This is a genomic window from Jiangella alba (assembly GCF_900106035.1).
Classification (GTDB): Bacteria; Actinomycetota; Actinomycetes; order Jiangellales; family Jiangellaceae; genus Jiangella; species Jiangella alba.
This window is the reverse complement of record NZ_FNUC01000004.1, coordinates 2,107,987-2,119,994: the sequence shown is the minus strand read 5'-3', so window position 1 is coordinate 2,119,994 and position 12,008 is coordinate 2,107,987. Positions and strand designations below refer to the sequence as shown.

Genomic DNA, 12,008 nt, shown 5'->3' with positions numbered 1-12,008 from the left:
CCCTAGCCGAGTTCGTCGGCCAGTTCCAGCCAGCGCTCTTCCAGCGAGGCCCGCTCGTCGTGCACCGACCGCAGCTCGGTGTCGAGCGCGAGCACCTTCTCGTGGTCGGTCGCGTTGTCGGCGATCTGCTCGTGCAGCGTCTTCTCGCGCCGCTCCAGCTTCTCGAGGTCGCGCTCGACGCGGGCGATCTCTTTGCGGGTGGCGCGGCTGTCGCCGGAACGGGCCCGGGTGACCGGCGCGGCGGCCTGCTCGACCTGCTCGCGGCGCAGCTCGAGGTACTGGTCGACCCCGCGCGGGAGCTGGACGACCTGGCCGTCGCCCAGGAGCGCCCAGACGGCGTCGGTGACGCGCTCGAGGAACCACCGGTCGTGGCTGACGACCACCAGCGAGCCGGCCCAGCCGTCCAGGACGTCCTCGAGGACGTTGAGCGTCTCGACGTCGAGGTCGTTGGTCGGCTCGTCCAGCAGCAGCACGTTCGGCTCGCCCATCAGCAGCCGCAGCAGCTGCAGCCGGCGCCGCTCGCCACCGGAGAGGTCGCCGACGACGGTCCACTGGCGCTGGCCGGCGAACCCGAACCGCTCCAGCAGCTGCCCCGCCGTGACGGTGTCGCCGCCGCCCAGCTGTACCTCGCGGCGGACCTCCTCGACCGTCTCGAGCACGCGGGCCGACGGGTCGAGGTCGACGACCTCCTGGTCGAGGTGGGCGACGGCGACGGTGCGGCCGATCTTCACCCGGCCGGAGTCGGGCGCGAGCGAGCCGTCGAGCAGCCGCAGCAGCGTCGTCTTGCCGGCGCCGTTGACGCCGACGATGCCGGCGCGGTCGCCGGGGCCGAGCCGCCACGTGACGTGGTCGAGCAGGGTCCGGCCGCCGAGCGACACGGTGACGTCCTCGGCGTCGAACACGCTCTTGCCCAGCCGCGTCGTCGCCAGCTTGGCCAGCTCGTACCGGTCGCGGGCGGGCGGTTCGTTCTCGATCAGGGCGTTGGCGGCGGCGATGCGGAAGCGCGGCTTGGACGTCCGCGCGGGCGGCCCGCGGCGCAGCCAGGCCAGCTCCTTGCGCAGCAGGTTCTGCCGCCGCGACTCGTCGGCGGCGGCCAGCCGGACCCGTTCGGCCCGGGCCAGGACGTACTCGGCGTAGCCGCCCTCGTACGCGTGGACGGCGCCGTCGGTGACCTCCCACGTGGTGGTGGCGACGGTGTCGAGCAGCCACCGGTCGTGCGTCACCATGACGAGAGACCGGTTGCCCGCGGCGAGGTGCCTGGACAGCCAGTCGATCGCCTCGACGTCCAGGTGGTTGGTGGGCTCGTCCAGCAGCACGAGGTCGTCGTCGCCCATGAGCAGGCGGGCCAGCGCGACCCGGCGGCGCTCGCCGCCGGACAGCGGGCCGACCAGCGCGTCCATCGACAGGCCGGGCACCAGGTGCGCCAGCACGTCGCGGAGGCGGGCGTCGCCGGCCCACTCGTGCGTCGCGCGGTCGCCGATGACGGTCTGGCCGATGGTCGCGGCGGGGTCGAGTTCGTCGCCCTGGCCGAGCCGGCCGATGCGCAGACCGCCGGTGCGGCTGACCCGGCCGGAGTCGACCTGTTCGAGCCCGGCCAGCACCCGCAGCAGCGTGGACTTGCCGCTGCCGTTGCGGCCCACGACGCCCACGCGGTCGCCGTCGGCGACACCGAGCGAGACCCCGTCGAGGATGAACCGGGTGCCGTAGGCCAGCGAGGCCGACTCGAGGTTGATGAGGTTACGGGGCGCCATGTCGCCCCTAGTTTCTCACGCCGGGCAGTAGTGCCGGTTCTTGCCGCCCACCTGCTCGAGCCGGTGCTCGGACATCGGGTGATGACACAGCGGGCACTCGATCTCGCGCACCGGGTGCGGTGGCGGCGCATCGTCCTGCCGGCCGAGGTCGGCCGGGCCCAGCAACGGCATCAGCACCTCGGTGAGCCGGCCATACCACGGCAGCTTGCGTCTCTTCACCCCTTAATGATTAGCACACTAATCAATCGCGTGCGATAGAGTGTGACCATGACGACAGACCTCGGTGACGATCCGCTGGCCCTCGACCGGCAGGTCTGCTTCGCTCTGGCCGTGGCCGCCCGCAGCGTCATCGGCCTGTACCGCCCGCTGCTCGAGCCGATGGGCCTGACCCACCCGCAGTACCTCGTCATGCTGGCGCTGTGGGAGCGCGAGCCGCGCTCCGTCAAAGACCTCAGCAGCACCCTGCAGCTCGAGTCCGCCACGCTGTCGCCGCTGCTCAAGCGGCTGGAGGCGGCCCAGTACATCTCGCGGCGGCGCAGCGCCGACGACGAACGGCTGCTGGTGGTCGAGCTGACCGGCACCGGCCGGGCGCTGCGCGACGACGCCGAGAAGATCCCCTACGCCGTCGTCGAGCGGCTCGGCCTGCCGGTGGCCGAGCTCGAGCGCCTGCACGGCTCGCTCACCCGGGTCATCGGCGCGGCGACGTCTCCGGCGTGAGGTCGACGGCGTCGAGGTGCGCCCGCTGGCCGTCGTGGTCGAGGATCGTGAGCACCTCCGCCGGACCTTCGTGCGCGACGATCGCGTGCGGCGCCATGGTCGAGAACTGCGCCGCCTGACCCGTCGCCACCAGCACCACCCGCTCCCCCAGGTACAGCCGGATCGTCCCCGACAGCACGGTGAACCAGTCGTGTCCCGGGTGCACGCGCAGCCGCTTCGGCCGGGTCAGCCGGGTGATCCGCATCTTCGCGACGGTCAGCCCGTGCGGCCCGTCGTCGCGGGTCAGCTGCCAGATCGTCGCGCCGTGCCCGCGGTCGTGCCGCGGCCGGATGACGACGTCGGCGTCGTCGACCGGCTCGACCAGCTGGTCGAGGGTGGTGTCGAGGGCGCGGGCGATGGGCACCAGCTGGTCGATCGAGATGCGCCGGGCGCCGGTCTCGATGCGGCTCAGCGTCGACGGGCTGAGGTGGCAGCGGGCCGCCAGCGCGTCCAGCGACCACCCCTTGGCCTGGCGCAGCCCGCGGATCCGCGCCCGGATCACCGCGTCGACATCGACCTCGTCTTGCGTCATCAGCAAGACCCTATGCGATCAGCGCACCGGTCGCCTAGCGTCGCAGGTATGAGCCACGACCACGACGACACCTCGCTCGCCGACCTGATCGACCTCGACGGCGACGTGCTGCACGCCTACTGGGCCGACGCGATGGGGTACGTGCGCCGCGCGGCCGACGGCGACCAGCGACGGCGCATCGTCGACCTCGGCGCCGGCACCGGCGTCGGCACGGTGCGGCTGGCGCACCGCTTCGCCGGCGCCGAGGTGATCGCCGTCGACGCGTCCGCCGAGATGCTGCGCCGCGTTCGCGCGAAGGCGCTGGACCAGGGGCTGGCCGACCGCGTCACGACGCTGCACGCCGACCTCGACGAGGACTGGCCGGTCCCCGGCCCGGTGGACCTCACCTGGGCGTCGCTGTCGCTGCACCACCTCACCGACCCCGACCGCGTCCTGCGTGACGTCCACGCCGTCACCCGCCCGGGCGGGCTGATCGCCGTCGCCGAGTTCCCGGTGCAGCTGCGGTTCCTGGGCGACGAGGCCGGTGCCGCGCTGGAGACGCGGCTGCTGGAGCTGGTCGGACGGCATCAGGCCGAGCGGCTGCCGGAGCTGGGGTCCGACTGGCCGGCCCGGCTGACGGCGGCCGGGTTCACGCTGTTGGACGAGCGGACGTTCGACCTCGACCTCGCGCCCGCCCCGCCGGCCGCGGCGGACTACGCGGCGCTCTGGTTCGGCCGGGTGGCCCGGCACGCGGACGACCTCGCCCCCGCCGACGCGGCCGCTCTCGCCGCCCTCCTGGACGGCGACGGGCCCGGCTCGCTGCGCCGCCGCGAGCTGCGCATCCGCGGCGCCCGGACCGTCACCCTCGCCCGACGCTGACCCGCCCGCCCGTGCCGCAAAGTTGGCCTTGGAGCGACCGTGGTCCCGTCCCCTGGGCCCCGTCCCTCTGCTGCCCGAATGTGAGATCGCTGCGGGATATGGGCAGCATTGCTGTCGTCAGGGAGACAGTGTCGCCACACACACGATGCAGTGATCTCACACCGTTCCGGCAGCGTGACAGGCGAACGGGCCAACCGGCTCAGCGCAGCCCACGATCATCGCTGTCCACGGCCACGAGCGCCGAGATGTGCCCACGCTCGTCCCGTCCCCCTGATAGGTGTCATGTCCTTGGGCCGCGCAGCCGTCCGCAGCGCGACGTCGTTGAGCGCGGTGTCCTCGCGGGCCGCCGCGCCCAGGGGTCCTTCGATCCCGGCGACGACGACGTCCTCCAGGCCGGCGGCGGCCAGTTCGTCGTGCAGTTCGCCGGGATCGTGGTTATAGGAGCCTCGGACAGGGCCCGAGCCCGCTCCGCCGCCTCGGGAAGGTGGTAGAGCGGCCCGAGGAGCAGAACGGCGTCCATGGAACCGTCCGGATGCGCCAGCTCGCGGGCGTCGCCCACCGCCGCCCGCAGTCCACGCGTCCGAAGCTACCCCGGCGCCCGCCGCCACGCGTGATCCGGCAGAGTCAGCGCGAGTGCGTCGTCCAGCCAGGCGCGGGCGGCGGGGTCGAGCTCGGGCAGCACGACGGCGGCGTCGGTCTCGTCCTTGGGCCGCGGCTGCTTCGCCTTGTAGAACAGCTGGATCTCCGGCCGCAGGTAGGGCAGCCCGTCGCCGGTGCGCCGCCCGATCGACGCCACCGGTGCGCGGACGCGGGCGTCGCGGCGTGAGGTCCAGAGCGGGCCGGACACGTCGTCGACCATGAACTGCAGCTCCCACGCCGGCGACGACGGGCGGCGGCACCAGATGTCGTGGACGTGCGCCGGCAGCGCCTCGCCGGCCGGCCACGGCCGCAGTGAGCCGGGCGGGTCGGCGGCCCACAGCTGCCAGCCGGGCAGCGCGTCGTGCAGCTCGCCCGCCTGCGGGCGCAGTACCAGCACGTCGACGTCGTCGTGCGGCCGCCAGGACCGGCCCAGGGCCAGCTCGAGGGCGTACCCGCCGGCGATCCACCACGGCCCGGCCCAGCCGGCCAGCTCGGCGGCGACGGCGGACGGGGTGAGCGGCGCCCAGCGGCCCAGCGGCGGATGCTCCGGCACGACGCTCAGCCGATGTCGGCCGGGCCGGTGACGGCGACGGCGCGGGCGCAGGTGCCCGACGCGGCGAGCGAGACGGACAGGGCACCCGCGGACTCGGCGTCGCGGGCCAGGAAGACGCACGTCGGGCCGGACCCGGACACGATGCCGGCCAGCGCACCCGCCTCGCGCCCGGCCCGCAGCGTGTCGCGCAGCGCCGGACGCAGCGCCAGCGCCGCCTCCTGCAGGTCGTTGTGCAGCAGCCCGGCCAGCGCGTCGACGTCGCCCGACGCAAGCGCCGCCAGCAGCTCGCCGGGCACCGCCGGCGCCGGCACCTTGCGGTCCGAGCGAAGGTCGTCGAGCCGCCGGTAGACCTCGGGGGTGGACAGCCCGCCGTCGGCCGTCGCCAGGACCCAGTGCAGTGGCGCGCCGACCGGCACCGGGCGCAGCCGCTCACCGCGCCCCGTCCCGACCGCCGTGCCACCGGTGAGCGAGAACGGCACGTCGCTGCCGAGCCCGGCCGCGACGGCGGACAGCCGCGACTCCGGCATCCGCAGCCCCCAGAGGCGGTCACAGGCCAGCAGCGCGCCCGCGGCGTCGGCGCTGCCGCCGGCCAGCCCGGCCGCGACCGGGATGTCCTTGTGCACCCGCAGCAGCGCGCCGCTGCGCAGCCGTCCCCGGCGGGCCAGGGCCCGGGCGGCGCGGACGGCGAGGTTGGACTCGTCGGCGGGGGTGTGCTCGGCGTAGGGCCCGGTGACGTGGACGGTGACGGCGTCGGCGTGGACGGCCGAGACCTCGTCGTAGAGCGAGACGGCGTGGAAGACGGTCGCGAGCTCGTGGAAGCCATCGGAGCGAACCGGCCCGACGGACAGCGTCAGATTGATCTTCGCCGGGACGCGGGCGATCACCTTCAGCACCAGCGAGACCCTACCGGAAATACCAACTCATGAGGTGCCAAAGGTGGTGATAGTGACGCGCGCCGCGGCGATCCGCGCGAAGTCGTCGACGGTGAGCTGTTCGCCGCGTGCGCGGGGGTCCACACCGGCCGCCACGAGCACCGTCTCGGCGGCCGTGGCGGAGCCGGCCCAGCCGCTCAGGGCGGCCCGCAGCGTCTTGCGCCGCTGGGCGAACGCGGCGTCGACGACGGCGAAGACGGCGGCTCGGGCGTCGGGGTCGCGAGCGACCTGACCACGCTCGAGGAGCACCAGTCCGGAGTCGACGTTCGGCGCCGGCCAGAACACGGTGCGGCCCACCGAGCCGGCCGACGACACCGTCCCGTACCACGCCGCCTTGACCGAGGGGACGCCGTACGTGCGCGACCCGGGCGCGGCGGCGAGCCGGTCGGCGACCTCCTTCTGCACCATCACCAGGACCCGGGAGAGGCTCGGGAACGTCTCCAGGAGGTGCAGCAGCACCGGCACCGACACGTTGTACGGCAGGTTGGCCACCAGCGCCGTGGGCGCCGGCCCGGGCAGCTCGGCGACGCGCAGCGCGTCGGCCGGCACCACCTCGAGGCGCGCCGCCACACCGGGCGCGTACTCGGCCACCGTCGACGGCAGCCGCGCCGCCAGCACGGGGTCGACCTCGACCGCCACCACGCGGCCGACGACGGGCAGCAGCGCCAGCGTCAGCGAGCCGAGCCCCGGCCCGACCTCGACGACGACGTCGTCGGCGCCGACCCCGGCGACCCGGACGATGCGGCGCACGGTGTTGGGATCGATGACGAAGTTCTGCCCCAGCGTCTTGGTCGGCCGCAGCCCCAGTTCGGCCGCCAAACGGCGAACGTCCGCCGGCCCCAGGAGTCTGGGACCGGCGGACGTCTCGTCGTTCTGCACCGCCCGAGCCTATAGCCCGGCCGTGAGACCGGCGTCAGCCGAGCGGAAGGCCGAGCGACCGGGCGCAGGCCGGCCAGTCGCCGTACCCGCCGCGGTTGTCGCGGACCTTCGTGGCGATGCGGATCTGCTCGGCCTTGCTGTTCTCGTGCGGGTAGCCGGAGCCACCGAACGCGCGCCAGGTGCTGACGGAGAACTGCAGGCCGCCGTAGTAGCCGTTGCCGGTGTTGATGGACCAGTTGCCGCCGGACTCGCACTGAGCCAGCCGGTCCCAGACGCCGCCGTCGACGTCCTCACCGCCGCCGCCACCGCCGCCGCCGTCACCGTCGTCCTCGGCCGGCGGGGCCGGGGGCTCCTTGGTGCCGATCAGCACGACCTGGTCGACCGGGGCCGCGACGACCTCCTCGGACAGGACGTCCGTGGTGGACAGCTCGCCGTCGATGTAGGTGTTCTGCACCACCCGCTCGAGCGTGCCCGCCTTGCCCTCGGTCTCGACCGACTCGCTGCCCTTCTCGAGGGAGTCGTCCTCCTGCTCGGTCACCTCGAACGGGACCGCCTCGGTGACGGTCGCGGTCTCGACGGTGACCCGCCGGACGGTGACGGCGAGAGCGTCGGCCAGCGCGGCGTCGGCCGCGGGCTCGACGAGGTCGAGCTCGCCGAGCGTGATGCCGGCCTCCGTCAGGGCCTCGGCGACCGTGAGGCCGGTCGTGGTGACCGGGTTGGTCGCACCGTCGGCGGTGACGGTGATCTCCTTCGGGGTGCGGACCTCGAAGTCGAGGCCGCCGCGCCCGATCTCCTGCGACCGGGCGACCGACACGTCGGCGCCGTCGGCTCGGATGTCGAGGTCGCTCAGGGCCTCGTCCACGGACAGCGCGGTGGTCCAGATCTGCTGTTCCTCGCCGTCGATGGTCACGGTGATCTGCCGGGCGTACCGGACGCTGATCTCGGTGCCGTCTTCGATGTCGCTGTCCAGCGAGGGAATGACCTCGTCCCGGGCGCTCAGTTCGATGTCCCGCTCGTCGAGGACGTCCTCGACGCTGCTGCCGAACGTGTGCACGGTCTCGGTCTGGCCGTCGATGGTGAGGGCGACGGCGTTGTCGAGCGTGATGTAGGCGACACCGCCGCCTACCAGAGCAGTGACGACGGTGGCGTTGATCGCCAACGTCTTCGCGGACAGGCGCACTGTGCTCCTCGGTCGTACTGTCCGGGCACGGGACCTCGCGGCACGCCCGGTCATCCAGCCCGCCAAGCTACCGTGCGCGTGTTCGGCGCACCGCTCGTCGGACCGTGTGTCCGGCCGTTCATCTGCCACCCGAAGCTTCCCCGACCCCGGCTAACAATCTCGGGACGGTAACGCATGGCGAGCGGCCGGACAACTGATCCGGCCGGTTGAATCGGACAAATCGCCCCGGAGGGCGAAGTTGTGACGCTGTGACACGTCCACGCGAGACACCGCCGCGCGCCCGCGCGAGGCGACCGCCGCCGGCCCCCGTGTGACCAGCGGAAACGACTTCTTGTCACCATGGGCCGAAAGCGCGGTCGGTGTTCGCCTGGAGGGTGTGACACACGGCCTCGAGGTCCTGCCCCAGGGCCTCGGCGATGAACCGGACGGTCAGCGGGACCAGGTACGACGCGTTCGGCCGGCCGCGGTACGGGTGCGGCGTCAGGAACGGCGCGTCGGTCTCGACGAGCAGGTGCTCCGGCGGCGTGACGGCGAGAGCGGCACGCAGCTCGGCCGCGTTCTTGAACGTGACCGGGCCGGCGAAGGACAGGTACCAGCCTCGCTCTGCGACGCGGCGCGCGAAGGTCTCGTTCCCCGAGAAACAGTGAAATACGACACAATCGGGCGTTTCGACGTCGTCGAGGACCCGCAGGACGTCGTCGTGGGCGTCGCGATCGTGGATGGTCAGCGCCAGCCCGCGGCGCCGGGCGATCTCGGCGTGCGCCCGCAGCGAGTACTCCTGCGCGGCCCGGCCCTCGGGCCCCGTGCGGAAGTGGTCGAGCCCGGTCTCGCCGATGCCGCGCACCCGCGGGCTGGACCCCGCCAGCCGGTCGATCTCGGCCAGCGCGGCGTCCAGCTCACCGGCCTCGGCCAGCTTCGGCGCCTCGTTCGGGTGCAGCGCGACGGTGGCGACGACGTTCGGGTATCGCTCGGCGACCTCGACGGCCCAGGCGGCGCCGGGCAGGTCGCAGCCGACCTGCACGACCCGCGTCACGTTCACCTTCGCGGCGGCGTCCAGCGCCTGCGCCACCCCGAACGCGTCGCCGTCGTCGCCGTCGGCGATGTCCATGTGGCAGTGCGTGTCCGTGACCGGCGCCGGCAGCGGCTCGGGCAGCGGCGGCCGGGACCGGTCGCGCTTGCGCCCGGCCTCGTCCGTCGCCGACCGCCGCTCGCGAGGCTCGGTCACTGGTCCGCTGCTGCGAGGTCCAGCCGCGGGAACAGCGCGTCGCCCTTGGTGACCTCGGCGCCGGGGACCAGCTGGCCCCAGCGGCCGGCGTCGGCGACCGGCTGGGCGGCCAGCGCGCCGAGCGCCTTCTCGGCCCCCAGCGACTCCCACAGCTTCGCCGTCGCCTTCGGCATGACCGGGTTGAGCAGCACGGCCAGTGCCCGCAGCGCCTCGGCCGACGAGTACAGGATGGTGGCCAGCCGCTCGCGCTGCGCGTCGTCCTTGGCGACGGCCCACGGCTGCTGCTCGGTGATGTAGCCGTTGGCGGCGTCGACCAGCGTCCAGACGGCGGCCAGCGCCTCGTGCGGCGCGACGCGGTCGACGGCGGCGTCGGCGTCGTGCGCGGCCTTCGCGGCGACCGCGGCCAGCGCCTCCTCGGCGTCCGTCGCCGGGCCGGGGGTGGGCAGCGCACCGTCGAAGTACCGCCCGACCATCGCGGCCACCCGCGAGGCGAGGTTGCCCAGCCCGTTGGCCAGCTCGGCCTGGTAGCGCGCGGCGATGTCCTCCCACGAGAACGAGCCGTCGTTGCCGAACGCGATGGCGCGCAGGAAGTAGTAGCGGAACGCGTCGGAGCCGAAGGTGTCGGTGATCTGCGCGGGCGCGATGCCGGTGAGCTTGGACTTGCTCATCTTCTCGCCGCCGACCAGCAGCCAGCCGTGCGCGAACACCTTCTTCGGCAGCGGCTCGCCGGCCGCCATCAGCATGGCCGGCCAGATGACGGCGTGGAAGCGCAGGATGTCCTTGCCGACGAAGTGGATGTCGGCCGGCCAGGTGCGCTCGTACTTCTCCGGGTCGGCGCCGTAGCCCACGGCCGTGGCGTAGTTGAGCAGCGCGTCGAACCACACGTAGATGACGTGCTCCGGGTCCCACGGCACCGTGACGCCCCAGTCGAACGTCGACCGCGAGATGGAGAGGTCCTGCAGGCCCTGCCGGACGAAGCCGAGCACCTCGTTGCGGGCGCTCTCGGGCTGCACGAAACCGGGGTTCTGCTCGTAGAACTCCAGCAGCCGCTCGGTGTAGGCGGACATGCGGAAGAAGTAGTTCGTCTCGGACAGCTTCTCGACCGGGCGGCCGTGGATCGAGCAGACCAGCTGCCCGGCGTACTCGCCGGTGCCCTCGACGAGGTCGCCGGGCTGCTTGTACTCCTCGCAGGCGACGCAGTAGTAGCCCTCGTAGGTGCCCTCGAAGATCTCGCCGTTGTCGTGCAGCTTCTGGATGAACTCCTGCACGCGGGCCACGTGCCGCGGCTCGGTGGTGCGGATGAAGTCGTCGTTCGACGCGTCGATGGTCTTCAGGACCGGTTTCCAGGCCTCCTCGACCAGCCGGTCGGCCCACGTCTGCGGGTCGGTGCCGTTGGCCTCGGCCGTCCGCATCACCTTCTCGCCGTGCTCGTCGGTGCCGGTGAGGAACCAGACGTCCTCCTGGCGCTGACGGTGCCAGCGGGCGATGAAGTCGGTGGCGACGGTGGTGTAAGCGTGGCCGATGTGCGGTGCGTCGTTGACGTAGTAGATCGGCGTGGTGACGTAGAACGCCTTGGGCATGCGCCCGATGGTAGTCCCCGCGCGTCCATGATCATCAACCGCTGGCGACACCACGACGTCGCCAACGGTTGATGATCACGAGCGTGGGGCAGTCGATCCCGCAGGGACGCGGCACTCCGGTCCAGCCGCGGTCCTGGAGCACCCGGCCCTGTTCGGCGGCAACGCCACACGGATCGCCGAAGACGTCGGCGTGGCCGTACCGCAGCGTGGCCCGGCCGTGGGCGGTGGCGCGATTGTCGCGACGGCGGTCTCGGAACCGTCCTTCGCCGACATGCCCGACCCGGCCGTCGAGCTCGACCCGAAGCAGGTACTGGTCGTAGTCGACGTCTACCCAGACGACGCGACGACCGGCCACACGCCGTTGCCGATGGCCGCGAGGCAGGGCATGGGCACGTTCGACGGCGCGGAGATGCCTGAGTTCCAGCGGCGATTGCGCTCCCTCCGCGACGTCGCTCAGCATGCTCTCGAGCATCGGCCGCCAGCGGATCTTCTTGCGCAACGCAAGAGCGTCGGCGAGCCGCTCCGGTGTGGTCCGGCGGCGTTGGCAGGCCGACGTCACCCAGGTGTCGACGTCTTGCGGGCGACGGGTGGCGTCGATCAGGTCGAGGACCGTCTCCTCGGTGCGGGTGCGCGGTGGCACGCGCGACGGGTGGCGGGTTCGGGCCAGTCGGTGTGCGTAGTGGACGCGGACACCGTCGATGCGGCTGCGTAGGTGCCGGTCGGCCGGCACCGTGAGGTGCACCAGAGGCCCAGGGTCGTCGCAGAGGCCGTCCAGGTACGCGGCCGTCTGGTGGCTGGCCACCGCGCCCCGGCCCGCACGCAGGATCGCCGCCCAGACGAGGGCATGGAACGAGAGCGGGCCAGTGGTCGTGGCGTAGACCCGGGCATGGACCCGCTGCCAACGCCCCGAGCGCACCAGCCATCCGATGCGCCGCTGTGTCAGCCCGGCCGCGACCGCCTGATCGAGGCCCAGCACGCCGTGCTGCTGCGCCGCGACGGCGGTCACTTCGGAGGGCAGTTCCACGTCGCCGAGCCTCATCCAGGGCCGCGCCGTACGCCAGGGACGAAACGTGATCTGTGGACAACCTCGCCCACATCCCCATGATCATCAACCGTTGGCGAC

The 12,008-nt window shown here is 73.0% G+C and carries 11 protein-coding genes and 2 pseudogenes; 2 read left to right on the top strand and 11 right to left on the bottom strand.

The features are described from left to right. Positions 1 to 2: 2 nt before the first annotated feature. On the bottom strand, positions 3 to 1,751 hold the full coding sequence (locus BLV02_RS27795) for an ABC-F family ATP-binding cassette domain-containing protein (RefSeq protein WP_069112490.1): 1,749 nt from the start codon (positions 1,749 to 1,751) through the stop codon (positions 3 to 5). A gap of 15 nt (positions 1,752 to 1,766) precedes the next feature. Continuing rightward, positions 1,767 to 1,970, bottom strand: a complete 204-nt coding sequence (locus BLV02_RS27790; RefSeq protein ID WP_069112489.1) for a hypothetical protein — start codon at positions 1,968 to 1,970, stop codon at positions 1,767 to 1,769. 48 nt (positions 1,971 to 2,018) lie between these two features. On the opposite strand from BLV02_RS27790, the gene BLV02_RS27785 reads away from it, so the two are divergent. Beyond that, positions 2,019 to 2,468 (top strand): MarR family winged helix-turn-helix transcriptional regulator, encoded by a 450-nt coding sequence (locus BLV02_RS27785; RefSeq protein ID WP_069112662.1) that lies wholly within the window; start codon positions 2,019 to 2,021, stop codon positions 2,466 to 2,468. Here the strand turns inward: BLV02_RS27785 and BLV02_RS27780 are convergent. Beyond that, on the bottom strand, positions 2,440 to 3,039 hold the full coding sequence (locus BLV02_RS27780) for a helix-turn-helix domain-containing protein (RefSeq protein WP_069112488.1): 600 nt from the start codon (positions 3,037 to 3,039) through the stop codon (positions 2,440 to 2,442). The genes BLV02_RS27785 and BLV02_RS27780 overlap by 29 nt on opposite strands. Positions 3,040 to 3,087: 48 nt before the next feature. Between BLV02_RS27780 and BLV02_RS27775 the strand changes: the two genes are divergently transcribed. After that, positions 3,088 to 3,897, top strand: coding sequence for a class I SAM-dependent methyltransferase (locus tag BLV02_RS27775; RefSeq protein ID WP_069112487.1), 810 nt, complete (start codon positions 3,088 to 3,090; stop codon positions 3,895 to 3,897). A 586-nt stretch (positions 3,898 to 4,483) separates the two neighbouring features. Here the strand turns inward: BLV02_RS27775 and BLV02_RS27765 are convergent. The 8 genes and pseudogenes from BLV02_RS27765 to BLV02_RS27735 form a co-directional block, all read right to left on the bottom strand. Further along, positions 4,484 to 5,089, bottom strand: coding sequence for a nucleotidyltransferase domain-containing protein (locus BLV02_RS27765; RefSeq protein WP_069112486.1), 606 nt, complete (start codon positions 5,087 to 5,089; stop codon positions 4,484 to 4,486). A 5-nt stretch (positions 5,090 to 5,094) separates the two neighbouring features. Then, the gene (locus tag BLV02_RS27760; protein ID WP_069112661.1) at positions 5,095 to 5,979 is read right to left on the bottom strand and encodes a 4-(cytidine 5'-diphospho)-2-C-methyl-D-erythritol kinase; all 885 of its coding nucleotides are present in this window, start codon (positions 5,977 to 5,979) and stop codon (positions 5,095 to 5,097) included. Between the two features lie 30 nt (positions 5,980 to 6,009). Then, positions 6,010 to 6,900: a 16S rRNA (adenine(1518)-N(6)/adenine(1519)-N(6))-dimethyltransferase RsmA gene (rsmA, locus tag BLV02_RS27755; RefSeq protein ID WP_069112485.1), complete on the bottom strand. Its 891-nt coding sequence runs from the start codon at positions 6,898 to 6,900 to the stop codon at positions 6,010 to 6,012. A gap of 34 nt (positions 6,901 to 6,934) precedes the next feature. Beyond that, positions 6,935 to 7,171 (bottom strand): annotated as a pseudogene (locus tag BLV02_RS38635) (transglycosylase family protein); the annotation flags it as partial. A 93-nt stretch (positions 7,172 to 7,264) separates the two neighbouring features. Beyond that, a pseudogene (locus tag BLV02_RS27750) lies at positions 7,265 to 8,134 on the bottom strand (ubiquitin-like domain-containing protein); the annotation flags it as partial. Positions 8,135 to 8,414: 280 nt separating this feature from the next. Beyond that, complete coding sequence (locus BLV02_RS27745; protein ID WP_069112484.1) at positions 8,415 to 9,305, bottom strand: TatD family hydrolase; 891 nt, start codon at positions 9,303 to 9,305, stop codon at positions 8,415 to 8,417. Beyond that, the gene (metG, locus tag BLV02_RS27740) at positions 9,302 to 10,885 is read right to left on the bottom strand and encodes a methionine--tRNA ligase (protein WP_069112483.1); all 1,584 of its coding nucleotides are present in this window, start codon (positions 10,883 to 10,885) and stop codon (positions 9,302 to 9,304) included. The genes BLV02_RS27745 and metG overlap by 4 nt, the downstream gene beginning before the upstream one ends. Positions 10,886 to 10,919: 34 nt before the next feature. Next, positions 10,920 to 11,909, bottom strand: coding sequence for a type IV toxin-antitoxin system AbiEi family antitoxin domain-containing protein (locus BLV02_RS27735; protein WP_176986542.1), 990 nt, complete (start codon positions 11,907 to 11,909; stop codon positions 10,920 to 10,922). Between the last annotated feature and the right edge of the window lie 99 nt (positions 11,910 to 12,008).

Coding starts and splice junctions, on each gene's coding strand:
- BLV02_RS27795 (WP_069112490.1), bottom strand. CDS start 1,751: ATGGCGCCCCGTAACCTCATCAACCTCGAGTCGGCCTCGCTGGCCTAC.
- BLV02_RS27785 (WP_069112662.1), top strand. CDS start 2,019: ATGACGACAGACCTCGGTGACGATCCGCTGGCCCTCGACCGGCAGGTC.
- BLV02_RS27780 (WP_069112488.1), bottom strand. CDS start 3,039: ATGACGCAAGACGAGGTCGATGTCGACGCGGTGATCCGGGCGCGGATC.
- BLV02_RS27775 (WP_069112487.1), top strand. CDS start 3,088: ATGAGCCACGACCACGACGACACCTCGCTCGCCGACCTGATCGACCTC.
- metG (WP_069112483.1), bottom strand. CDS start 10,885: ATGCCCAAGGCGTTCTACGTCACCACGCCGATCTACTACGTCAACGAC.